22 protein-coding genes and 1 pseudogene are annotated in these 24,387 nt (G+C 66.8%); 20 read left to right on the plus strand and 3 right to left on the minus strand.

The features are described from left to right. Positions 1–1,166, plus strand: a 1,166-nt coding sequence (locus ACLJO0_RS41400; protein ID WP_410585378.1) for a hypothetical protein, incomplete at its 5' end; no start/stop codon positions are given. Here the strand turns inward: ACLJO0_RS41400 and ACLJO0_RS41405 are convergent. After that, a complete protein-coding gene (locus ACLJO0_RS41405; protein ID WP_410585379.1) occupies positions 1,167–1,808 on the minus strand; it encodes an HAD family hydrolase in 642 nt (213 codons plus the stop codon). Between the two features lie 263 nt (positions 1,809–2,071). Here ACLJO0_RS41405 and ACLJO0_RS41410 point away from each other — a divergent pair, with 263 nt between their 5' ends. From ACLJO0_RS41410 to ACLJO0_RS41500, 19 genes and pseudogenes are all read left to right on the plus strand, one after another. Continuing rightward, on the plus strand, positions 2,072–3,304 hold the full coding sequence (locus ACLJO0_RS41410) for a helix-turn-helix transcriptional regulator (protein ID WP_410585380.1): 1,233 nt from the start codon (positions 2,072–2,074) through the stop codon (positions 3,302–3,304). Positions 3,305–3,389: 85 nt separating this feature from the next. Further along, the gene (locus ACLJO0_RS41415; RefSeq protein WP_410585381.1) at positions 3,390–4,217 is read left to right on the plus strand and encodes a phosphotransferase; all 828 of its coding nucleotides are present in this window, start codon (positions 3,390–3,392) and stop codon (positions 4,215–4,217) included. 219 nt (positions 4,218–4,436) lie between these two features. Beyond that, complete coding sequence (locus ACLJO0_RS41420; protein ID WP_410585382.1) at positions 4,437–5,360, plus strand: SAM-dependent methyltransferase; 924 nt, start codon at positions 4,437–4,439, stop codon at positions 5,358–5,360. 60 nt (positions 5,361–5,420) lie between these two features. Continuing rightward, the gene (locus ACLJO0_RS41425; protein ID WP_410585383.1) at positions 5,421–6,065 is read left to right on the plus strand and encodes a hypothetical protein; all 645 of its coding nucleotides are present in this window, start codon (positions 5,421–5,423) and stop codon (positions 6,063–6,065) included. A gap of 149 nt (positions 6,066–6,214) precedes the next feature. After that, positions 6,215–7,165, plus strand: coding sequence for an ABC transporter substrate-binding protein (locus tag ACLJO0_RS41430; RefSeq protein ID WP_410585384.1), 951 nt, complete (start codon positions 6,215–6,217; stop codon positions 7,163–7,165). An 84-nt stretch (positions 7,166–7,249) separates the two neighbouring features. Beyond that, on the plus strand, positions 7,250–8,137 hold the full coding sequence (locus ACLJO0_RS41435; RefSeq protein WP_410585385.1) for a hypothetical protein: 888 nt from the start codon (positions 7,250–7,252) through the stop codon (positions 8,135–8,137). After that, positions 8,134–9,030 (plus strand): SAM-dependent methyltransferase, encoded by an 897-nt coding sequence (locus ACLJO0_RS41440; RefSeq protein ID WP_410585386.1) that lies wholly within the window; start codon positions 8,134–8,136, stop codon positions 9,028–9,030. The genes ACLJO0_RS41435 and ACLJO0_RS41440 overlap by 4 nt, the downstream gene beginning before the upstream one ends. Beyond that, positions 9,027–9,512, plus strand: coding sequence for a hypothetical protein (locus tag ACLJO0_RS41445; protein ID WP_410585387.1), 486 nt, complete (start codon positions 9,027–9,029; stop codon positions 9,510–9,512). The genes ACLJO0_RS41440 and ACLJO0_RS41445 overlap by 4 nt, the downstream gene beginning before the upstream one ends. A 237-nt stretch (positions 9,513–9,749) precedes the next feature. After that, positions 9,750–10,826 (plus strand): S1 family peptidase, encoded by a 1,077-nt coding sequence (locus ACLJO0_RS41450; RefSeq protein ID WP_410585388.1) that lies wholly within the window; start codon positions 9,750–9,752, stop codon positions 10,824–10,826. Positions 10,827–10,988: 162 nt separating this feature from the next. Then, entirely contained in the window at positions 10,989–11,810 is an 822-nt protein-coding gene (locus ACLJO0_RS41455; protein WP_410585389.1) for a trypsin-like serine protease, read from the plus strand. Further along, the gene (locus ACLJO0_RS41460) at positions 11,804–12,157 is read left to right on the plus strand and encodes an HAD hydrolase-like protein (protein ID WP_410585390.1); all 354 of its coding nucleotides are present in this window, start codon (positions 11,804–11,806) and stop codon (positions 12,155–12,157) included. Before ACLJO0_RS41455 ends, ACLJO0_RS41460 begins: the two co-directional genes overlap by 7 nt. A 466-nt stretch (positions 12,158–12,623) precedes the next feature. Further along, entirely contained in the window at positions 12,624–13,511 is an 888-nt protein-coding gene (locus ACLJO0_RS41465; protein WP_410585391.1) for a DUF5753 domain-containing protein, read from the plus strand. A 187-nt stretch (positions 13,512–13,698) separates the two neighbouring features. Further along, positions 13,699–14,634 carry an SAM-dependent methyltransferase gene (locus ACLJO0_RS41470; protein ID WP_410585392.1) on the plus strand — a complete coding sequence of 312 codons (936 nt, stop codon included), beginning with the start codon at positions 13,699–13,701 and terminating at the stop codon, positions 14,632–14,634. Next, on the plus strand, positions 14,631–16,226 hold the full coding sequence (locus ACLJO0_RS41475) for an SAM-dependent methyltransferase (protein ID WP_410585393.1): 1,596 nt from the start codon (positions 14,631–14,633) through the stop codon (positions 16,224–16,226). The genes ACLJO0_RS41470 and ACLJO0_RS41475 overlap by 4 nt, the downstream gene beginning before the upstream one ends. Before the next feature lie 47 nt (positions 16,227–16,273). After that, complete coding sequence (locus tag ACLJO0_RS41480) at positions 16,274–17,032, plus strand: hypothetical protein (RefSeq protein ID WP_410585394.1); 759 nt, start codon at positions 16,274–16,276, stop codon at positions 17,030–17,032. 260 nt (positions 17,033–17,292) lie between these two features. Next, positions 17,293–17,865: a hypothetical protein gene (locus ACLJO0_RS41485; protein WP_410585395.1), complete on the plus strand. Its 573-nt coding sequence runs from the start codon at positions 17,293–17,295 to the stop codon at positions 17,863–17,865. Positions 17,866–17,947: 82 nt separating this feature from the next. Then, positions 17,948–18,967, plus strand: a complete 1,020-nt coding sequence (locus tag ACLJO0_RS41490; RefSeq protein ID WP_410585396.1) for a hypothetical protein — start codon at positions 17,948–17,950, stop codon at positions 18,965–18,967. A gap of 377 nt (positions 18,968–19,344) precedes the next feature. After that, positions 19,345–20,037: pseudogene (locus ACLJO0_RS41495) on the plus strand (beta-ketoacyl reductase). A 267-nt stretch (positions 20,038–20,304) separates the two neighbouring features. Further along, positions 20,305–20,508 carry an acyl carrier protein gene (locus tag ACLJO0_RS41500; RefSeq protein WP_410585500.1) on the plus strand — a complete coding sequence of 68 codons (204 nt, stop codon included), beginning with the start codon at positions 20,305–20,307 and terminating at the stop codon, positions 20,506–20,508. A 34-nt stretch (positions 20,509–20,542) separates the two neighbouring features. Here the strand turns inward: ACLJO0_RS41500 and ACLJO0_RS41505 are convergent, their stop codons facing one another. Further along, positions 20,543–22,357: a serine/threonine-protein kinase gene (locus ACLJO0_RS41505; protein WP_410585397.1), complete on the minus strand. Its 1,815-nt coding sequence runs from the start codon at positions 22,355–22,357 to the stop codon at positions 20,543–20,545. 758 nt (positions 22,358–23,115) lie between these two features. Beyond that, a complete protein-coding gene (locus ACLJO0_RS41510; RefSeq protein ID WP_410585398.1) occupies positions 23,116–23,553 on the minus strand; it encodes a hypothetical protein in 438 nt (145 codons plus the stop codon). Positions 23,554–24,387: the final 834 nt, after the last annotated feature.

Below are 24,387 nucleotides of genomic sequence, written 5' to 3' on the forward strand. Positions count from 1 at the left end.
AGGTCTACCCAAAGTCAGTCCGCAACTGGGAACGCGGCGAGGCCACACCAACCCTGCACAACCAACTGCGCCTGGCGCCCGCCCTCAACCTCACCTTCCAAGAACTCCGCCGACTGGTCGACACCACCCCAGCGTCCACGTCTAGCCATGGTCGGCATGACGCAACCACGAAAAACGCTGCCGCAGAGAGTGTCGTCCACGCGCAAATACCACGCCTACGGCGTGTTCTGGATACCCGAGATATCCCGCCAGATGGCCACACGCGAACACTCGATGATCTTCAGTCGATCGTACAGTCCATCGTGGAGCGGCGCTTACAATCCGACTACACAAATCTTTCCCTGCAGCTTCCGGAATTACTCCCTGAACTACATCGCGCGATCTTGTCAGCGCCGACAAACTCCAAACACCAGTATGCCCGCCTGCTCGCTTTTACGTATCGGGCAGCCGATGCGATCGCCGACAAATTCGGATACTACGATCTATCAGCTCGATATATAGACTCACTCAGAGAAGTCTCACTTCTGTCAGAAGACGATCTTCTCGTTGGAGCGAGTTCGTATGTACGCGGCGAGATCTTCTTCGCGTCCGAAGACCTCGAAGCCGGTAGACGCATGCTCGAGCGTGCCGCGAACGACGTCCATGTCGGACAGTCCGAAACGGCTGCCGCAACCTACGGGACTCTGCACATGCGTGCAGCCGTCATGGCCGCACGCGCGGGAAACGCACGCCAAGCACGTGACCACATCGAGGAAGCTCAGCAGGTGGCGCGCCTGACAAATGAAGGCATTCATCTTGGAACCGCGTTCGGCGTGGCCTCTGTTCGCATCCATGACCTGTCTCTCGAGGTCGAGATCGGCGACACTGGCAACGCCCTGCGCCTAGCCAACGGCTGGTGTCCCCCGCTCACCATGCCAGCGGAGCGTCGCTCACACTTCTATATCGAACTGGGACGCGCCTTCTGCCTCGCCGACCAGCCCGAACGGGTACTCAGCGCCTTCCGAAAAGCGTCAAGTATCGCGCCTGAACACGTTCGCGAGCACCGACAGGTGTTCGAGATCGTTGAGTACCTCAAGCCCACCACGAGCGGCGACCTACGAGATGCCCTCAGAACTTTTTCGGCCACCCTGGTGAAGCCTCAGGGCCGAAGCACATTCGATCTGTAGTCAGGACGCGATCAAGTCAGGAAGTTCGACCAACGAATCGAACACCCAGTCCGCATTCTCGCGTACGGACGAGTCATCGGCCCACAGGTACCCCAAGGGTCCGCGGCGGATCAACCCTGATCGCAGGCCGGCGGCACGCGAAGGCACCACGTCATTATCCCGATGATCGCCAACGTAGAGAATCTCATCGGGCGCGCCTGGCGCAAACTCGACGACCTTCCGAAAAAACCGAGCGTCCGGTTTCGCGACATCCCATTCGCCCGATGTGGCGATCGCGTCAACAGGTAGCTCAAGCCGCCTCAGCAGCGTGGCCGCACGAGCCGTCTGATTACCCGCGATGCCGAGCCAACAACCGGCTGCTTTCAGAGCTTCCAATGCGCAACGCACGTCGGGATAGAGGTCTGATTCGTCGATCCTCTCGCCCACCCCAGCCTCTTCCCGCAACTGCCGCTCGACAGCCAGATCAAAACCGGGTCGAATGAGCTGGAACGCCTCGGCGTTGTCGCGACCAGCACTCGTGACCGCACCGACGAGGCCAGACAACGTGTGCGGCGGAACGTCGAGCCACTCGGCCCACGCTCTCCACTCCCGGTCGTCTTTGATCAGGGTCTCTCCCACGTCGAATACGACTGAACGGATCACACTTCTCCTGCCGGTTCGCTACGCATGCCATCGCCGCCCTCAAGCTTGCCATGTCCGCCCGAAGCGACGATGGGCAATGGCCAGGCTGGCCGTGCGCGATGCGTACCAACCGTCACCGACGACACTGGGCTCACGACCTGGCTGAACCTTGCACGCTCCTCCTGTCGGAAAGTAATCCGACGGGTCGTCTTCCGGCAATCGACCGGCAATTGGTAGCGTTGACCTGCGACGATGCGAACACCGCAACCGAGGGGAGGCTGACGATGGCAGAACGACGTCAAGGCCTGATCGCCGCGCGCAAAGCAGCAGGCCACACCCAAGAAACCCTCGCCGAAGCCATCGAGGTCTACCCAAAGTCAGTCCGCAACTGGGAACGCGGCGAGGCCACACCAACCCTGCACAACCAACTGCGCCTGGCGCCCGCCCTCAACCTCACCTTCCAAGAACTCCGCCGACTGGTCGACACCACGCCGCCGGCCCAAGTACAACCGGCTGAAGTTTATGATTTCGATTCGCTGGCGATGTTTCCGACGCTGGGTGCTTCGCCTACGGAGTTTCTGGCTCGGACGACAGTCGACACTCCGGCTCCGAAGCGGATCGGTCAGGTGGATGTCGAGCAGGTTCAAGCGATTACCTGGGCCATCGCAATGTCCGAGAATAGGTTCGGCGGCGGTCCGTCATGCGAGGCCGCCGCCGCACAGTTGCGCTGGACGCAACGCCTTCTCGATGCCAGCGGAACCACGACAGTCCGGCGTGGCATGTTTGAGGCAGTAGCCAACCTGAGCGCCGTGGTGGCCCACACAGCCTTCGACATCGCCGACCACACTGCGGCCGACCGGTTCTTCCAGTTCGGTTTATGGGCGGCCAACGAAGGCAAGGCCTGGCCACTGCGAGCGAACATCCTCGCGGAAATCGCGCGGAAACAGATCTACCTTCGCGACTACGACGACGCATTGACCTTGATCGAGCAAGCTCAGGTCCGTTCGGAGCGGCTTTCGTACACCTGCCGCGCCATGTTGTGGACAGTGCGTGCGAGGTTGCTGGCACTCGTCGGGCGTGGCGAGGAGACAGCAGCCGACGTCGACCGTGCCGATGAGTGCTTCGCCGCGCGCACACCTACAGACGAGCCACCGTGGTTGTGCTACTACGACGAGGCCGAGCACCTCGGCTCTACCGGCAAGGCCCTCTTGCTGCAGGCACAACAGACGAACCGCCCTGTGATTGCAGCTGAACGGCTAGAGGCGGCCATTCGCCTCCACGGCGACGCGTATCCGCGGTCACGGACGTTCTCCCGCATCCGACTGGCAACCCTTCTGATGACCTGCGGCGACCCTATCGAGGCCGCGGCGGTTGGCACATTGGCCGTCGAGGAGGCTAAGCAGCTGGGTTCACACAGGATTCGCGATGAGCTGACTCAGTTGGCCAGCGCCACGACCAGACACGCTGACCTAGCCGAGGTTGATACACTCCGCCGCGATATCAAGTCGCTCGCATAGAGCGGTTACTTGGGACGATGGCGTGGTGAGACCTCAAGGAGATTCAGTTCACCGTGTCCTGTTCCGGGCGGCGCAGGTCGTCGGCTTGGACGCCAGGCACGCCGAACTGATTCGAGACGGCAACAACGTCATGTATGCCTTCGCAGAAGGCATCGTCGCCCGTATTGGCCGACCTGGTGGAGCGCAAGCGGCTCAGCGAGAAGTCGCAGTGTCACAATGGCTGAACGGCGCTGGCGTGCCTGCGACTCGTACCGTCAATGACCTTCCGCAGGACCTGTGCGTGGATGACCGCCCGGTCACGTGGTGGAAGCTTCTTCCCCAGCATCGTCCGGCCACGCCGGCAGAGCTCGGCACGTTGCTGCGACAGTTGCACCAGCTCGCGCCGCCACATCACCTGCAGCTTCCCCATCATGACCCGTTTACCGACATCAGTAGCCGCATTCAGCGGGCAACCTGGCTCGGCGCTGACGACCTCGCGTGGCTTAGCGATCACGAAGCGACCCTCCGCCGGTCGTACGCCGCCCTGACAAGCCCGGCTGGCAACGAGGTCATCCACGGTGACGCGTGGCAAGGCAATGTCGCCGTGCTGGGCGACGGACACGCTGTCCTCCTCGACCTGGAAGCAGTCAGTCTTGGTCGTCACGAATGGGACCTGGTGCAGATCGCCGTCGACTACGTCGACTTCGAACGACTGTCCGAATACTCGTACGACGGTTTCGTGTCCGCCTATGGCGGCTTCGACCTGACACACAGTAGCGAGTTCCGCATCTTCGCTGATATCCAGGAACTACGCTGGCTCACCTTTGCACTCAGCAAAGCGTCCACAGACGTGTCTATCGCTCAAGAGTGCCAGCATCGCCTCGCCTGCCTTCGAGGCCAGATTCAGCATCCCTGGACCTGGAAAGCGATCTGATCGCGCTTGGTGCGCCAGGCGAACTCATCGGCTTCGTCATGTAACCAGGCAAGAGAAATCAGTATCACCCAAATAGACTAACCGCTACCTTGCTCAACGTAGTTCCCGCAGGCCGCAAGCTTGGATTGCCGGTACATTGCCGGTGAGATTACCCCTTAGATTGCCTGGCTCTCACATCAACGCGTCATCAAGATCACCCCATCACATTTCAAGGGGTTGATGTACGTGGTTTTCGATGTCGCCACACCGCCGTGGATGCCGTCAGAACAGCTGGCGCTTCAACAGGGTCCCAGCCGTGTGCGGTTGATCGACGCGCTGGTTGGTGGCAAGGACCACTACGGGGTGGACCGGGAGATAGCCAGGGTGGTCTGCGAGGCGCTGCCCGATGGGGCTGATGCCGCGAAGCGCCTGTTCGTGGAGGACCGTCGTTTTCAGGTGCGGGTCTGCGAGATGCTGCTCCGGCGGACACAGGTCAAGACGTTTGTCGTCTGTGGAGCGGACCAGTGGGCCGTAGACGGGGACCCACTGCACCAGCGTATTCACCGGGTGAACAGCGATGCTGTCGTTGTTTACGTTGAATCGGAACCGGTCATCGTCGGTCACGCGCTCGGCGCATACGACACGGCCATCAACTCCGGCAATTCCGTTGTCCGGGTCGTCGAAGCCGACATCTACGATCCCGACTTCCTCCGTCGGCTCTATGAGGAAAAGTGCGTCTCTCTCTATATCTCGGAGCCAGTGGCGCTGCTGCATTGCGCGACCTTGCCGTTCATTCCTCACGGCACGGGGCGGACCGCTCAGGACATCACCGCCGGGCTGATCGACACGCTTCCGGATGGTTCGTTCCTGGCACTGACGCATCTGTGCGCGCCTGAGGATCCCGATGACGCCGAGGCCGCGCTCCGGGCGGGCAACCATCTCGAAGCGCGAGGTCTCGGGACTCGGCCTTTCCTTCCGCAGAAGGACATCGAGGCGCTGTTCGGCGACCTTCCGCTGGTTGTTCCTCACGCGCTGACGGACGACCGCGTACCCGTTCCATGCCCGGAGTGGTATCCGCCCGGCCCGTTCCGTCAACGCGTCGCCACCGATCGCTTCCACCTCGCCGGCGTCGCGCACAAGGGGCGGCCCAGGCCGCTCGCGTAGTCACCCACATTTCGGAGAGGGCGAACCCGACCGGCTCTCTCGCCCATAGGGGAGGACACCTTGGACACACCGAATTCCACGGCGATCTTGGCTTATCCAGGCCCGACGTTTCTACCTGCGCTGGTGCTGTCCGCTGTGGGGGAAGATCGCCGCGATCACGTGTTCACCCGGCAGTCTCATCGGGACAGATTCGCGGTCGCGATCGCGCTGGTCGCCGAGCTCTTCCTCGAGGGTGCGCTGACGATCCGTGGTGGGCGGCTCAACGTGGCCGATGGTGCGGCGGTCGCTCGGCTGGCCGAGCCGTGCGGCCTTGCAGTCCGCGCGACCCTGTCGAGAGATCTGCCGGTCGACGACATGCTCGCCGAACTCCAAGGGCCGGCGTACACGGTGGCCTGGACAGCGTTGCAGCGACAGCGCGCGGCACGCAGGTCTCGTATTCGAGGCTGGGTGCTGACGGACCCGGAGTACACGTTCTTGTGGCATCGCATGCTCGCGTCCGCGCACCAGGACCCGGATACGGACACAGCGAATGACCGTGCCGCGGTGCTCTGGACGATTCTCGCCCAGGCCGGGCTGCATCGCGATCAGCTACGCGCGCCGGGTCTGCAGCCGCGCAGCACCTGTCCCGAAGCCCTCCGCGGCCTGCTCCTGCCCGATCGCGAGCGCCACCAGCGAGCTCCGTCCCGACGGCACCTGAACCGCTGACACGGCGCCACGTTCGTCATTCCTCTCACCTCCCCCTGCCCCCCTGCCTGGCCGTGTCCGGTCCGGCGTTGGTCCTTTCGATCCCGGAGAAACTCCCGATGAGACCGTCTCCCCCGCGCCACAGGCGCGTTAGCACCGGTATCCGCGCTGTGTTCGGCGCCGCTGTCCTCACCGTCACCTCCGGTTGTGGGCTCCTCGGCGGCGAGGAGCCCACACCCGGCCCGAACATCCCGGTCAAGGTCGCCGCCGTGCCGCTCGCGGACGTGGCACCGCTGCATATCGCGGCCGACCACGGGCTCTTCACCCAACGAGGCATCGCGGTCACACTGGTCCCGGCCAAAAGCGGCCAAGACGCGATCACCAAACTCGCCAGCGGCGACGCAGACATCGCCTACGCAGGCGACATCGCCTACGTCAACGCCGTCGACGGCGGCCTCCCGCTGAAGATCGTCGCCGAGGCCGCGGTCGCAGGTGAGCGGACCATGAGGGTCCTCGCGCGCCAGTACGGACCGGTGCAGTCGGTCCCAGACCTGGCGGGAAAGAAGCTCGGCCGCAACGCCGAGGGTGGCGTGAGTGACACGCTCACCAAGTCGCTGATGGCCGACCACGGCGCCGACCCGAACTCGGTGACCTGGACCAACCTGGAATTCGGGGCCATGGCGGCCGCAGTGGTAGGTGGCGATATCGAGGCCGCGTTGTTCCCGGAACCTTTCGCGACCGCGGCGGAGAAACAACACGGTCTACACCCGGTCGCCGATCCGGCGACCGGCTCCGCGCAGGGTTTCCCGATCGGCTTGTACGCCGCCACCGAGAAGTTCGCCGCCAGCAATCCGGCAGCGATCGCCGGCTTTCAGCGGGCCATGCGGGACGCGGCGGCAGCAGCCGGGACCCGGAAGCTGGTGGAGGACGTCGCGGTCAAGCACCTGAAAGGGATCGACGCCGACACCGCCGCCCTGATGGAGTTGCCGGTATACCGCAGCGACCCGGTCATGACCGAGTTACAGCGCGTCCCGGACCTGATGCAGCGCTACGGCAAGAAATTCCGCCGGCCGATCCAGATGTCCGAACTGATCATCCCTCCCCCGCCACCCGGTACGTAACCACACTCGTCCACGCCGAGAACCGGCCACGCACCGCACGTGCGTCGCTAAACCCAGATCCTGCGAACACGGAAGCACGCCACGATGCCTGAGCACACCAGTCACCCCGACGCCTCCCCAGGACCCGATCGCGGCCACCCTGGGCCGATCGTGTCGCTCGCTGAGGTCCGGGCGGCGTTGGCGGGAGTCCGCGGGCACGCCGAGTCCGACACCGTGGTGCCGCTTCTCCGCCGGACCCTGCCCGGTTTCTGGGCGACGATTGCGGCGGAGTACCGCGTCCGGAACCGAGTGGTCGACAAGGCTCTCGGTGCGGGGATCCGCCGGTTCGTCGTCTTCAGTCCCGATCTCGCGCCGCTGCGTCTGGCTCACGAGCTTCTCCCGGCGGGGGCGGGCTGGCGCGTGCTCTATCTGCTGGATGACGCCGAAACCGCGGTACGGACCCGGATCGTCACGACCTGCAGCCTCGACCCCGACGTCGCCTGGCTCTCCGCCACTCCCGGGATCGAGCAGTGCCTGCGCTCGGCTCAGGGCATCGGTGCGCTCGCCCTGGACGAACCGGTCTGTGTGCTGGCCTCCACCGCGCTGCAACACACCCGTGATCCTCACGCTTTGCTGGCCGGCCTGTGGAATGTCCTGCCTCCCGGAAGCTGGGTCATGGCCAGCCAAGTCCCCCCAACCCCGGACACCCCGGCGGGAACCGGCCTGCCAGCCGCGTGCGCTGTGTTCGAGCACCACACCCGCACACCTCTCATCCTGCGCACCGCCCCCGAATTCGACGCTCTCTTCCACCACCCCCATACCTGGGACACCACGATCTTCGGCCGCGCCGAGACCGCCCGCGCACCAAGGCACGGCCCGCCACTGTCCACAACGGACTCATCCTTGGCGTTGATCACGCGGGTAGCGGTCCGCCCGGTCCGCACCCCGTCTCACGGACTCGTTCCCGCCTACAGGAGCACCCGAACCTCATGACACACGATCCGTATTCGCTCCCACCGCACGGGACAGTTCCCCACCTGGCGACCGAACTCGCAGCCCCGACCGTCGCCCGGGTCAACGGCGTCCTCGCCGACGCTCCACCGCAGACGGTCACCGAGATGGGCATCTTCGCCGCCGATCGAGACTTGGCCGCGACGATCGACGCTGCTGTTCCTGGCTACCGGTGGGTTCTGGACGCACAGCGACAGTTTCTGGCCAAGGTCATCGCGCGCGCCGCGCGGAAGAAGATCACCCAGTTCGTCATCCTGCGCGCGCCACTGCCGTCGGGGCCGAACCAGATCACGCCGCACACGATCGTGAAAGCCAACGTCGCGGATCCCACCACGGTGATGGTGGCCCGCGAAGAGATTCCTGCCGCGCACCTGCATCTAGCCCTGGAGAAGGCCCGGATCCTGCACGGTGACGTCACCCGGGCCGCTGCCATCCCGGCGGCGGTCCACGAGGTGCACAGGCCGCTGCACCAGGTCCATAAGCCTGGGGACTGGTCGCTGGACCTCGGGAAACCCTTGTGCCTCACCATGGTCGGCGACTCGTCGCACTGGCCTGATGACGTCGCCGCGCTGATCCGCGCCTACCACCGCGAGGTCGCCGACGGCAGCGTGCTTGGGGTCAGCGCCCTCGGCCTCGCTGCCGCCGGGACCGAGCAAGCAGCGGCGCTGGACGCCCTGGCAGAGCACCTGGCCACGACACCCGAACCCCAGCTCACGCTCCGAGACCACGACGAGGTCGAGGGCTGGTTCAGCGGATGGCACCTCGAGTTCCCCGGAGTAGCCCCGATCGCCCATTGGGCCGGGCCGCAGCCCGCGGACGTACAAGGACCGGAATTGCCGGTGTGGTGCGCGATCGCGGCCAAGGCGTCGTCGTGACAGCCTCGACCGCGCCGCGCCCGCCCGCCGCCGACCATATGCCCGCGCAGGGTGCCGCGCTCGGCGACCTGGTCGACCGTGCCCTGATCGCCCTCCTCGCCCTGGACCCGTGCCGCCTGAGCAAGGTCGACTACGACCCGGCGCTGGATCGTGAGGATGCCGGAGCCCGGTTGTCCGGCCTTCTCGGCCGCCGGATCGTGCACCGCTGCTCGGATCGCGAACACCATTTCGTCGACGTCGAATCGCGCTGCGCGGTGCGGCTCGTCGTCGTGCGTTCCGATGCCGGCAAGCCGGTCACGTTGATGGCCGACTCGTCGCCCGCGCACGGTGCAGAGCCAGGGTTGTACGAGCGTCTCGTCGACGCCGCCCGCCGCGGCACGGCCGCCGACCACGGCCACCCACCGACAGTCAGCGCGGGACGGCCCGTGGGTGAGCCGCCCGCGGACGTGCCTACGCAGCCAGCCGAGGACGCCCTCACCTGAGGACGGTATCCGGATGGCACCGAAAACGGCTCGGTCGGTGACGGCCAGGGGCGGTGTCCCCGCCCTACCGGCTGTCGTCCTCGACGGGGCCGTGCGCGGAACGGCCTGGCATGCCGAGCGTCGTCGATCCGTCTCGCAGATCGTCGCGCACCGCCACCGGAGTACCCGGTGGCCCACAGTCGCGCTCCCCGCAGACCCGCGGAGAGCGTCAGGAAGCATTACTAGAGAAGGGAAACAGTGACAGCATCAAGTTCGAGACCCCGCCGCCGTGGCGGGTTCCGCGTCGCCGTGGCCGTCCTGGCGGCGTTCCTCGCCACCGGCCTCGGCGGCGCGCCGGTCGCTGCCGCCGACGGCGGGAACCACGGTGCGGCCGCGGCCGCACCCGCCAGCACCAGCACCACGAGCCCGGCCGCTACCGACCCCGGAGGCGACGATGTGTCGCCGATGATCGTCCGCGGCGAACGGGCTCCGGAGGCCTACGCCGGCGCCGGGTCGATCCAGCTGCTGAAGAACGGCGTTCCGGATTGGCACACCTGCGGCGGTGCGCTGATCCATCCGCGGTTCGTGCTCACGGCCGCCCATTGCCTGTCCGTGATGCCTCCCGCACCGCAGCGCGCGGACACGGCGGGCGAGCTGGCGTGGCGGGCGTTCCAGCAGGCACCGCCCCCGCGGCGGGCCGGAGTGGGTACGCAGGCGGTTCCGCAGGATCCGTCGCAGTACACGCTGCGGATCGGGTCGACCAACCGGCACTTCGGCGGCGCGGTCCGCGGCGTCACGTCGATCTCACTCCCGGACTCCTGGGAGTGGGGTATGCCGGATGGAGCCGGCTACGTCTGGGATCTCGCGTTGATCCAGCTGGATCACCCGGTCCCGGGATTCATGGTCACGCCCGCGAAGCTCGGTTTCCCGCGTGCCTGGCAGCAGGCCCGGATGATCGGGTGGGGCCTGACCGATCCGGACCCGGCTCACTGGGGTGCCCCGGCACCGAGGTGGCTGCGGCAGCTCGACGTACCGATCGCCCCGAACGCCGACTGCGCTGAGGCAGGCATCGGGCGCGGTGAGATCTGCTTGGGAACCAGCCCGGGTGGCGGTACCGCGTGTGCCGGCGACTCCGGTGGTGGAGCCTTGCAGCGGCACGGGCGGGACTGGGTCCTGATTGGACTCGGGTCGCGGTCGCACACGCAGAACTGCGTCAGCTCCACGGTCTACACCCAGGTCGCGGAGCCGCGTGTCCTCCTGTGGATGGTGCGCACCATGCACCAGCGTGACCCGCACACGCGGATCACGCAGGCGGATCTGACGCTCGCGGGATAGCACCACAGCGGATCGGTGGCAGCCCAGCGTCGGCCGCCACCGATCCGCTCCCCTGTTTCACATCTCAACAGCTCGGCAAGGCCGCACGATCCCGCAATCGACACCCGTGGTCGTGGCTCACGCCCATATCCGACATCCGAACCATCGCCAAGGACGACTCTCATGGTCAAATTGCTCCGGAAGGCCATTCCCGGCGGCGACAGTGCCCGCTTCTACCAAGCATCCGTCGACGCGCTAGCCAGCCAGCCGGTCCACGGCCCCACCACCAGTGAGGTTCCCTGGTCGGTCGCCTTCTACTACGACGCTCCGACTCACCCCGACTACATGGACCACCTCTGTGGCGGCGGTGTTCTGATCTCGGACCGGTGGGTCCTGACGTGCGCGCACATCTTCAGCGACGTCGGGCGTCAACGCGGCGAGCCGCCGGTGGCCGAGAAGAAGTTCTACGCCCGGATCGGCGAACGGGACGTCCGAACCGGCGTCGTTCGCCGGATCAACACCCCGACGCCCGGCCCGTTCCGCCCCCGGCGGCCAGGGAAGCTCTCCGGCCCGATCGGTGACATCCTCCTCGTCGAACTCGCCGAACCCGTCGACCCGCCCTCGATCCGGCTCGCGAGGAGCCCGGCCCAAATCGGGCAGACCGTCCGCACCTTCGGCTGGCCGGGCGGCAACGACGGTGACGGCGTCCTCAACCAGGTCGACACCACGATCATCGACCCCCGCAGCGGCATGCTCCTCGGCCTCAGCCACGGCGAACTCAGCGCCGCGGTACCGAAGGACCACGCGCTCGGCCCGGGCTTCTCCGGGCAACCCGTTCTCGCGATGCCGGACGCCGCGGACCCAGGCGAGCCTGAGGTAGTCGGCCTCATCAGCCGTGGATCCAACAAAGGGCTTTCCTTCGGGCTACCGATGGTCCTCACCGACGTCACCGCGCACCTCGCGTGGATCACCGCCACGACATCCGGCGCGGTGACCGCGTGCTGATCACCGTCGACGTCGGCCACACACTCGGCGAGTTCGACCTCCACTGTGGACAGCACTTGGACGGCGTGTTCGCCAGCTTCCAGCTCGCCGCCCGGAAACCCCAGCCGTACGGCTGGACGATCATCGCCGCCACACACGGCATCAGCGTTAACGAGATCGTGCACATCGGAGACCGCGTCGACGAGGACGTCCGCGGCGCGCTCGCCGCCGGCTGCGCCGCCGCGGTCCTGGTCACCACCCGCGAAACCTTTCCCGCTGATCTTCGCCAGAACCCCCGGGCTACCTCGGTCCCCGACCTCTCCGGTGCCGCCGCCGCGATCGCCGCGATGGCGGGTGAGGCCGCGTGAATACCGGACATCCGCTGGCCCGCCCTGGGCACCTGCCGATCGTCGTGCTGGTCGCGATCTTCTGCAAGGAGAAACGAATTCCACAGAGCGGAGAGCTCCAGGTCCACCGCCGGCCCCGCGACGTAGAACACTGCCTGCTCTGGCCGCGAGCGGTGGGCGGGTCACCGCGCTGGGCTCCGAACGCGAAGTATCGAAGCTGATCGGGCCGGGAACCACCGTGCTCGATCTGGCCGGGCGCACGGTGATCCCCGGTTTCGTGGAGTCCCACAACCATCCGCCGGCGGTGTTCCGGTGACCCACCGCGGCCGCTGGAACACCGGTTCTTCCCCTGCCACTGCGACGTCGCGACCGTTGCCTGTCGACCGCGACCTTCTGCCGGGCGACCGCAGCTCCGCACTGACAGCACATACCTCATCCGACGAGTCGCCAACCATCGTTGCCTGAGTGCCACAGAAAGAGATGCACCGTGTCCACCGCCGCGCCCCGCCCTGCCGGAACAACGTCCGCATCAACGGAAAGATCCTCGGTCCAAAGCCGAGAGATCGGTGCCGCGCTGCAGCGTGCGCTGCGGCAATCGAAACTCACTCAGGGAACGATCGCGGGCAAACTCGGTTGGCGCGATTCGAAAACGAGCCGCATGGTCACCGGGTACATGGCCGCGACCGGCCTGGACGTGGCCAAATTCCTCGTTGCGGCAGAGGCTGATCCCGACGAGATCGACCGCGTTTCCGCCGTGGCCGACCTCTCCCCCCAGGCCTACAGCGTCCAGGCCCACCCGGTGAATCTTCCCGACATGCTGCCGACGCTCCTCCATCTCGGTGCCAACGCCCACACGATCATTTCCTACCAGCCACATCAACTGCCACACCTGACGCAGACCGCCGGATACACCGAGACCCTGCTGCGCGACAACGGCCTCCTGGCGATGGAGACGGTCCGTGACGGAGTAGCAGCACGCCAGAAACACCAGACCGTCCTGAGCCGGCCACAAGGACCGGCCACGACGATATACATCAACGAGACCGCTCTGCGCCGGTCGTTGCCGAGCCAGATCGCGACCGAGCAACGACACCATTTCCACGCCTTGGTCCGGCACCCACGCTGCCACCTCAGAATCCTCCCGGCCGCCGCTGCCGTCACCACCATGCCGGGCTTCACCCTGTTCGAGGACGACCGGAAAAACCAGGTCGTCACCGTCTTCACACCGACGGCGATGCTGGTCCTGGACAACCCGAACCACCTCGCGCCCTACCAGCAGACCATCGCCCAACTAGCCTCCCGAGCGCTGCCTGAGACCGGCTCCGTGGCAAGGCTTCTCGCCCGGGGCACCTTCGGCGGGGAGACGACATGCTGATCGTTCGCGCTGGCGCTGGTGGCGGAGACCCGAGGTGACCCGCCTCGTGGAGACGTGGCGGAATGGCCGCGGGCCGTACTGGCGTGACCCGTGCCCCGCCGCGGACGGGTGCTGCCTGAGCTTCCACACCCGTGCCAAACGCGTCGAGTATCAGAGGCTCTGGACAGCCCTGCCGAAGCGATGCGACATGCGTCCGCACCCCGCTCTGGTCGACAACGTGCTGCGCAACGGTGATCACGCCACGCGGGACGACCGGCGCCTGGCCGACGAGCTCGTGCACATCTCCCTGGCCGCGCCCGCCGCTGTGCGAGATCGCGACCAGTTCACCGCACGTGTCGTCGGCCGTGCGCTCGCCGACGGCATCACCCAGTTCCTGGACCTCGGCTGCGGGCACATCGCCACCAGCGCCGCACACGCCGCGCTCGCCGGGCACCCCACGGCAACGATCGTGCACGTCGATCACGATCCACACGTCGACAACCACAACCTGGCTGATCTCACCGAAGACCCGATCCTGATGACACGACCGCGGACCCTCATCCACGGCAACGCGTTCGCCATCGGCCCCTTGCTCACGTCCCTCTACCGGACCGGCGCGCTGGATCCTTCGCAACGGGTCTGCGTGCTGCTGGTCGACCTCCTGTACTACCTCGAAGCCGCGAACAACGCCCGTTCAGTGATCCGGCGCCTGGTGAAGCGTCTCCCGCCCCGCAGCTGGGGTCGCGGTCACCCATCTCACCAACCGGGCCCTGTCCACCGTGGACAGGCCGGGCGGCCAGGCCGCGCTGCGCCGGGACACGGATCGCTGGTGCCAGGCGATGGCACGGTGCGTCCCGCCGCACCCGCAGGCCAGCAGCCGCAGCGAGTTCGCCCGCCGGATTGCCGACCTGGATCTCCTTCCGCCCATGATCACGACCACGGGAAGCTGGCCCGAGCCGGACACCACCCGTCTCGCGCCGGCGCCCTATACCCTCGCCGCCGTCGGACGTGTCCCCGAACCCACGGCCGCCGCATGACCCCACCACGCGTCTGGTCCTTCCGCCACACTGTCCAGCCCTCGTGCCACGCCGGTCCCCTCACCACACCCCACGCCATCGTCGCGACGGCGGGAGACCGGTCATGATCCCGACCGCCGGGCCGCGGCGGGACGCACAGGCGCCGTATTGGGGCGACCCCTGCCCGCGTCCCCTCGGGTGCTGCAAAGGGCTTCACACCCCCGTTCGCCGCTCCTGCAACCAGAAGTACTGGAGCGACCTTCCGGCCCGGTGCGGACAACGCCCGCACCCCTCCCGGGTCGACGACGCGCTCCGCAACGGCACACTCGCCTCCCCGAAAGACCGGCAGCTGGCCCGCGAGCTGATGCGCATCTCCCCCGCCGCAGCCGCGGAGCTCAAGGAACGCGACATCTTCACCACACGCGTGGTCGAGGACGCGCTCACCGAGGGAATCACGCAGTTCCTGGACCTGGGTTGCGGGTTCATCAGTAGCAGCGCCAGCTACACGGCGCTGGCCGGCACGCGGGGCGCGAGCAGCAGGCCGAGCCTGGTGCTGGTGGACAACGACGCCGAGGTTCACGACCACAACCGTGCCTGGCTCGGCCGAGCCACCCACCTCGATCGCCCCTCCGCGACGGCAGTGCGCGGGAACGGCTTCGCGGTCGACACGATGCTCAACGACCTCCGCAAGGCACAGCTGCTTGACCTCGACCGGCCAGTCTGCGTCCTGCTGGTCAACCTCCTGCACTACCTCGAACGCGGCCGCTCGCCGCTGTCGATCATCCACCGGCTCGCGACACGCCTGCCGCCCGGCAGCTGGATCGCGATCACGCACCTGACCAACCAGCCCCTGCTGCCGGGTACCCCACCATCCGCGCGCGCTGCGCTGCGGGACGGCACAGCCCACTGGTGCCGAGCGTATGAACGATGCGTTCCCCCGCACCCCCGGGTGTGCAGCCCGGCCACGTTCGGCGACTGGCTAACCGACCTCGAACTACTCCCGCCCGGGGGCATCACCAGCCAGGCCTGCTGGCCCGGACCGGACACCACCCAGCACCCCCACCCGCCCTTCACCCTCGCCGCGGTCGGCCGGGTCCCCAGCGCGACCACCCCGCGATCCCGCTCAACACGCACAGCGCGCGGCTCCGGTCGCGCCGCCGCGCGGGACATGCTGGCCGGCGTCATCGCCGGCAGCGGCGCGACCCAGGAGGACTTCGCAGCCTCCGTCGGCCTGTCCCGCGCACAGCTCGGCCGCGTGCTGAACGGCCGCCTGCGCATCAGCCCGGACCTCGCCTACGCCGTCGCCCGGTGCTACGGGCTCGACCCGATCTCCCTGTTGACCCTGCAGGACCACGCCGAGCTGGCCACCATCACCGCCCGACGGGAACACACCGCCACCACAGGCGGATCGATACCGGCGGGCCGGCACACGCTCCGCGTCGACGTCGATGACACGGCCTCGGCGGTCGAGGTGCTCCACGCCCTTATCGCCGCCACCGGGTTAGGTCGCGGCGCGTTCGCCGCCGCGCTCGGATACGACCGCACCACCATCACGAAGGTCCTCTCCGGACACCACTACCTCACCGCTGCCCTGGCCCACGGCCTCGCCCACCGCTACGACATCGACGCCGCCGATCTCCTCGCACGCCAGGCACGCTCCCAGATCGCCGCGCTCACGGACCGTGACCCCACCCGCGCCGCGGACACACCACCCGCGTGACCCGCGCGTCAAGACATCCCGTTCCACGACCGAGAAAGAGAATCACCGTGCAAGCTCCATGCCCCGATCCGCACACCCCGAACCCGGACACCACCGACGACAAGCGGCCGAAAGCCAGGCAGCACGGGAACATCCGCCTGTGGCCGCCCGCCGCCGACCGGGACCGGCCGGTGATCCGACGCCTCCCCCGGCCCACCGACCGGGCCGGACGCGCACGCAACCGCCGAATGTTCCGCCAGCGCCGCTCCGCGCACGAGCAGCCAGGCCGCGCCGCCGGCCATCCCGTGCTGCGCGTGGTCACGGCCGTGTGCTGGGGAGTCGCCCTCGCCACCACCGCCGGATTGGCGACCTGGAGCGGCAAGTACTACCTGCCCATGCCCTGGTGGCCCGTTGTTGTCCTGGCGGCGGGTCTCACCGCGACCGCTATGGGATGGGCACTCGGGGACATTTCACTGTTCCGCAAGCCGATCCTGTACCTGGGTACGTGCGCGTTCCTGGTGTCCGCCGCCGTCACGCTGGGCGTTGCAGGGCAGCCCGCCGACATCGGGTTCGCTCCCGACACCTGGGCCGGGGTGCGGGACTACCGCGGCAGCTGCCTGTCCGGCACCGAATACACCGACTTGGCCGCCGAGCTCAGCATCACCACCGACACCGTCACCATCGTCGGCTCACAGGGCGGGACGTTGCGGTTCACCAGAACCGGGGACAGCTGGCCATCCCCGGCCCGCGCCGAGATCTGGGGCCGTGGTGTCGTGCCGAGCGACCGCGCCACACGACTCGCCCTGGCCGCCACCGGCTGCGGCTAACCCGGCGGCACTCAGCGACTCGAGTTCGGCGTCGCCGCATACGGCCCCTACGCCACCTCGCTTGGCGACCGCTTCGCCACCCACATCCGGAAGTGGAGGACAACCAGACACGTCCCGTGCATCACCGTCTACCCACGTCGGTCGTCCTGGCGCCAACCCCGGATAGCGGCGATCGACCGGCCCAGCGCCCGACTGGCGATTACCTGACACCCCCTGGTCATCGCATCACGGCACATCCCATCCGCAGACTGACGAAGGACATGACCATCCTCGACATCGCACGTGCTCGACTCCGCGCGGTCATCGACCCGATCCTTACGACCCGCCACGATGAACTACCGCCACCGGACGACGGAACCGTCGTCCCGCTTGTGGCCTACTTCCAGTGGCGTGGCTGGACGGTCGTCGACCGCGACAGCTTCACGACCGCGGTGCTCAGCTATCCCGGCAGTTTCCAGGGCGCGCTCGACACCGAGGACCGCCGCCAGGCCGCCCTGGACGACAACCTGCAAAAACTCGAGGTCGAGCTCGTTGTGCGCGGAAGCCACTGGATCGCCCACTTCTCCTCGTGTGGGGTGCTGATCGGCTGCGACCGGCATCGCAGCATCCCCCTGGTCGTGGGCGTCCACGCCCTCCCGTTCGCCGCGGTGCTCGGCGATCTGGAGCGCCAGGCTCGCCGCCGCCGACCACAGGACATAGCGCATTGCCTGCTCTTCGGCGCGTGCAGCAGCCAGGACACGCCCGGCCAGCTCTGCCTGATTCCCCGCGTCGCGCCGGACGAACCCGCCATGCTGCACGTCCTGCCGGACCACGGCGAAGGGCGGAGTAGATGACCGTCGAACTGGACTTCACCTACCTCTTCCCTGTCAAGTCAGCGTGTCGAACTTGCGGGCCGACTGAAAGGGCGACACGCCCGTGACCAACGAGGGTTCCGTTGATCTTGATCTGATGTTCGTAAATTTTGATCACGGTGGGGCGTCGTCTGACCAGGCCGTCGACTACTGCATGGACGGCCTGGTGGATCTGGTGGGCGCCGATGACCGGTGGCCCGATCTCGGGGTCATCGCGGAGGCCAACTTCTGGCGATTCTTCGGTAACCAGGGGCAAGGCGCGGCGGAAGTCGCATTGAACAGCGCCGCCCGGGACCGCAACTACGTCCTCCGGATCGGGTCCCTGCCCGGCGACTGGGGCGACATCGGGCCGGCACTTCTTTACGACGCCGCCAAGGTCCACGTACACGAATGGCATGGCGACCCGCGTGACGCAGGGTTCCTCGGACGTAACCGCAATCTCGCGGTCATCTCACCGCGAGACCTGCCGGACCAGAAGATGGACCTGCTCGCCACACACGGGCACCCGAACGGGGACCTCCGACTCCAGGACGTCCACCGGTTCAGGCCCTACGGCCGCCGCACAGTCCGCCCCGCCGCGGTACTCGCCGACTGGTTCGGCCACCCCTCCGGCCCGAACTTCGAGCCGGCCAGCTACGCCGAGCATTTCGACGAAATCGCGCACTACTCGCCACGGATGCTGTTTCCCGACGGCATCCCGATGCCCGGGGACCATCCTTACGACACCAGGGCTCTGGACTTCCTCTGTGGACGGTGGATGGACGACCGCCGCATTGGCGGAGTCGGCTTCCAGCACGTCAGCGAACTCGATGGTGTCTACACACCCACGAACTTCCCCGCCCCCAACGGCCGACCACCGACCCAAATCGACGGCGCCGTAGTCAACCCGCAGGCCGCGGCAATGCTCGTGCCCGGCAGCGTCCAGGTCCACGAACCCACCGAACCCACCTCGCTGCCGCCGGATCGCGTGTGGCGCAGAAACGATCATAAACGGTTCTCCTTCACACTCAGGTTCACCGCTGACGGTATGACAGGAAGCGCGCAGGGGCACGAGGTTCTCCACCCTGGCGCCACCGAAGGGTAAGTCCTACATCGCCGTGTGGCTCTCCGACGATCCCGCTGTGTTGTTCGGGGAACCTGCGGCAGCCGCGGAAGCGTTCGACGTGGATATCGAGGATTGAACGCGGACGCGAGCAGGAGAATCACTCCAGCGGCGGGACCGTTCGTCGACGCGTCGCTGCGGTTGCTGCGCCCTGGCGGCCGGTACGTGGAAGCGGGCAAGGCCGACCTTCGTGACCCCCCCGCGAGGTAGCCGACGACTACCCCGGCGTCACCTACCTGCCTTGCCGGGCAGAAACCAAACCACCAGAGGTGTTCCAGCAGGCGTTCGCGGAACTCCTGCCGCAATTCGAGACAGGCACGCTCCACCCTTTGCCGACCCAGACGTGGAGTACGGGACTCGTGCGGCACGCGCTGCGCGACCTCAGCCAGGGACACGCCGTAGGAAAGACCGCCATCACCCAGCCGCTCGACCTTTCCGCCACCGGGACCATCCTGATCACCGGGGCCACAGGCCACCTCGGCCAGGTGCTGGCGAACCATCTCAGCGAGGTCCACCAGGCACAACACCTGCTCCTCGTCAGTCGCCAAGGCGCCCGAGCCGAAGGTGCTGACGAGCTTGAGGAACAGTTGACCCGCAACGGGACGCAGGTGACGTTCGCTGACTGCGACGTGGCCGACACGACCGCGCTGGAAGCGGTGATCGCGGCCATTCCGCCCTCCCTGCCCCTCATCGCCGTCGTCCACACAGCCGGTGTCCTGGACGACGGCTTGGTCACCGATCTGACCGCGGAGCGCTTCGAGGAGGTGCTCCGGGCGAAAGTGGACGCGGTGGTCAATCTTTATGAAGCCACGCAGTGAATCGACCTGCAGGCGTTCGTGATCTACGGCAACATCGCCGGAACTCTCGGCAAAGCGGGGCAAGCCAACTACGCGGCCGCGAACGCGTTCCTGGATGCCTTCGCCCACTACCGCCGTCGGTTCGGGCTGCCCGCGATCACCCTGGCCTGGGGACTGTGGCAGGAAGCAAGCGGCCTCACCGGTCAGCTGACCGCCGCGGACAAACGACGGATAGCGAGCCTTGGCACGACCTAGATCACCACCGAAGAGGCGCTCAGCGCGTTCGACGCGGCGCTCGAGTACAACCTTCCGCAGTTCACGATCACCTCGGTCGCGCGATCAGCGGACGAGTAACACGTCTCGGACGCTTTCGCTGACATCACCGGCATCCGGCCTTCGGCCCGTGCGCAGAAGCACGCCGACGGCGAGCTGCCCGTCGACCGTGTCAACCTCCTGCGGCAACCACAGGCCGATCGAACAGCCGCTCTGATCGACCTCGTCCGAACCCACGCCGCCGGCATCCTGGGGCACCGGAGCCTCACCGACGTCCGGACCGATCAATCCTTCCGCAGCACCGGATTCGATTCCCTGGCATCGGTCGAACTGCGCACTCGCCTCGCGAATACCCTCGGTCTTCGGTTGGCAGCGACCGCCGTCCTCGACCACCCCACACCGGAATCCCTGGCGCGGCACATCGAGACGCTACTGACCGAAAGCGGTGACTGACGCCGACGCGCCCCGACCAGAGAGTGCGGGGGGCTCAGGGCGGCGGAAGGCGATTCGTGACGGACTTCGAGAGGTCGATGGCCATGGCACAGAGTTTTTCCGACGAGATGTTCTCTTTGGTTTCCACGGTTACGTCGGCCACTTCGGCCCACTCCCCGTCGGCCGGGTCGGCGGCACGATATCTCCGGTGGACGATGGTGATCTCACAGCCGATGTCGCCGTCTCCGGCTTTCTGGGCCGGTTCGACGAAAGCGTCCCGGGAGCCGATCTTGATCAGTCTGCCGTCGGGGCCGTCGACCGGCGGGCGGTTGCGATGGAACTCGACGATCACCTGGAGCGGCGCTTGCTCCCAGTAACAGGTCCACTGGCCGAAGTCAGGCTCTGGCTTGACTCCGGCCACCCCGAGTACGGATGCTGTGTCGTCCGGCTCGAGCAGGTCACACGCGTTCAGATTGCGCAGCGAGCCGGCGGGCGCCGCGGGCCTGCGGGGAACCTCGCCGGCGGCGAGCGCCACCACCACGCCGCTCGCCACGGCTTCGGCCATCCCGCACAGATCGGCGCGCCCGTTCTCCAGATGCCGCGCGAACACACCGACCTCGTGTCCATCCGGCATCCAGACGTACCGCGGGCACTCGCCCTTTTCCGGGGCGGGCCGTTGTATGGGCCCGAGGCGACCAAGGCGATAAGCCGGTGGCGGTGGGTCCAGCACGCCGCGTAGTTCTACCCGCACTTCGGCGATGTCGGTCTCGTCCGGGCTGAGTCGCACCCGGAGGAAGCAGTTGTAGAACGGCCCGTACTCGGAATCCAGCTTGACGGTTCCGAACCGGGCGAGCGAGGCCACTTCGATCAAGGAGCACGGATCGGCGGTGCGTTCGTCTCCCATGACACCGACCCGCGCCTGTTCCGGTGTCGGCGGCGTCTCAGTGCGCGGAGCACGCCACACGAAGCCCGCCGCGACCCCCGCTACCAACATCGCCACCAGCCCGAGACAGGTCACTAGCAGCCGCCGCCTGGACGCCGACCTGCGGCCGTGAACGGGGCCACGCAGAGGCGTGAGTGGCGCGGCGTCGCCGGTGATGTCTTCGAACATGCGCTTGACCATGCCTGCAGGCGGCCGCTGGCTCGGCTCAGTCTCCAGCAACGCGGTGAGTGCGGGGGCCAGCGTCCCGGCCTCGGACAATGGCCCCAGCTCGCCGGCCGCGGCGCGGCGCAGCTGCACCAGCGGGCCGAGTTCGTTGGCGCCCCACGGCGAACGCCCGACGACCGCGGCGAACAGCGTCGCGCCCAAGGAGAACACGTCGGCCGGTGCTTGCATTTCCCGACCGTCGGCGACTTCCGGGGCGAGGTAACCGGGCGTGCCGCCCACCAGCGCGCCGCCGGTAACGGTCACCTGCGCCCACCGCGCGATACCGAAGTCCGTCAGTTTCGCGGTGCCATCCTCGGCCACAAGCACGTTCCCCGGCTTGACATCGCCGTGCACCATGCCTCGCTCATGCATGGCGGCCAGCGCGTTGGCCAGCTGCGCGCCAATCCCGGCCGCCTCGGCCGCGCTGAGCGGACCGTCGGTCTCGATGATCTCGGACAGGGTCCGGGAAGGCAGGTACTCCATGACGAGCCAGCGGACCTCGTCGTCGAGCACCACATCGAACACCGTCACGACGTTCGGGTGGTGCAGACCGGCGCCGATCCTGGCCTCTCGTCGAATCTGACCGCTGTCGCCCACATGGGATTGCTTGAGAGCCACCACCCGGCGCAGTTCGAGATCGAAGGCGCGCCACACGACGCCCATGCCTCCACTGCCGATCCGCTCGTCCAGACGGTAACGCCCAGCGATGACCTGCTCACGCACTCGGCAAACGATACCAGCACAGCCCTGTGAAACCGGAGGTGCGGAACCTGCCTGATCCTCCGCCGTTCGGCAGTGCGCTTCCCCATGCTTCCCGCACCGCAATCACGCTTGTTGAGATGGAGGCTCCCGATGATCAAAGGCCTTTGTAAACCTGAGGCGCCAACTGAAGGGGAAACACCGCGGCCATACCCGCGTGGAACTGCTTGTCACGGCCGCCTTCGAGGACGGCGGGGCTCGATCAAGCAAGAGCTCGACGGTGCCGGTCAGGGGCTGGTTCTGCCCAGCCGGATCAGCGTGTACACGGCCGGTGAATCCGATCGTGTCCCACCCGACTCCGCGGCGCACCTGAGACCTAAGGCACCGAGTGAGCGTGTCCGCGACTTTTGCGTGGTCAACGTTTCGCGTCCAGCCAGGCCCGAAATACCGCGTCGCGCCACGAACCCTCGTTCGCGCCGACGCCGGCCCGACGACTGGGGGTGACGTAATGGCCGCCACCATGAGCCCGTAGTGGCGGTAATGCGTGTTTGGTCGCGACGAGCCGGCTCTTGGTGCAGGCGATCATCGCCGGAGTGGATGGAACCGCCTTCCCCGCGGCTCCATCCACATCACACGCTACCGCTCGCAGGCGCCGATATCGAGGTCTCGGCTCGCTGTGCGGTGTGCGTCGTCGGGGCCGAAAGCCGGAGCGGACTCGGCCGCACCCCGATCGGCGAAGGCGGGATCGCCGAGATCTTGCGATGCCTATAGAAACATCCGCACTAACGTTGTTCGAGATACGATTGCAATGCATACCTGCCATAGGCATGAACCGAGAACGTGCCGTCTATCACAGCAGGATCTAAATTGGCCGTCCGAAGACTGGAGACATAGCTGTACTGGGTGCCTGTTCTGGTTTTCGTCACCCACACAATCCACGTGTACGTGCCGGCAGCCAGGTAGATATTTCGCTTTTGCAGATAATAATCTCCGTTTACTCGAGTTGCTGACACTTCCCAGTAGTAGTTGCCAGCCGCCAGGTAGATTTCTCGTCGACGTTCGGCGGTCGACCCGGGAGGCGCATCCGGGGCAAGCTGGAGCTCCCAGCCTAGATAGGCTGCACCTTCGATGGCCGCATTGGCATTGACGGGAGCCTGTCCCGCAAATGCGGCCATAAGTGCGAAAACGGTTACGAATCTCGATATCAGCTTTCTGGTCACACTCATCCTCCGCGTTGATCGAAGTCGCCAACTTTGCGCATCGCATTCAACCCAACAGTGTGCAACGCCTCCACTATCGTATGAGATCGACCCCGGGACCCCTCCCCGAGTCAAATGCGGCAGAGAAGAGATGCCATAACGCCAACCGTGCGTAGCGGCGATATTGCGTTTGTCGGTATTCCCGCCTTACGAGCGCCGGTGAACGATGAGAACCCAGGCCCCTGTGGCCAGTAAGGCGACCGAGGCCGGGTTCGGCACGGCTCTTACCGAAGCCGCCGGCAGATTGCAGCGGCGTGATACCCGGGCCGTGACGCTGCACTCGGGACGCTGGCGGCGACGGGCCTGCCCCGGCGACCGCCAGCTGCTCACCCGGTGCCGCGACGCCCGCTCGACCTAGTACTCCAGCCGGACTTCGTGATCTTGGCTGGTGGGGGCCGGTGGAAGACGGACGCGGCCGCCAGTTGATCATGAATGGTTTGTGAGGACTATTCAAGATCGTGTGGCGGCCGCGGGCTCCAGCGTAGACCCTGGCCGGTGGCGGGAGATCTTCGATGTGCGACAAACGACCGAAGAACCGTGAACATCACGATCTACGACTGGAGTACTAGCTCCTGGGTGATGCTTTCCGCTGCAGGGAAGAGTTCTCCGCTCTTGTGGCAGCTGTCGATGAGGTCGCCGATGGTGACGACGGCGGTGTCGCCGTGTGTTGCGCTGCAGCGACCAGAGCAGAAGCCGCCAATCGCCTACTCGACCGCGCCGTGGCCACAAATCTGTTCGAAGTCGCCGCACTCGGCCTGATCGAGCGGATCCCCACCGTCTCGACATCGGCAAGCC

This window comes from Amycolatopsis sp. lyj-108 (genome assembly GCF_046549005.1).
Lineage (GTDB): Bacteria > Actinomycetota > Actinomycetes > Mycobacteriales > Pseudonocardiaceae > Amycolatopsis.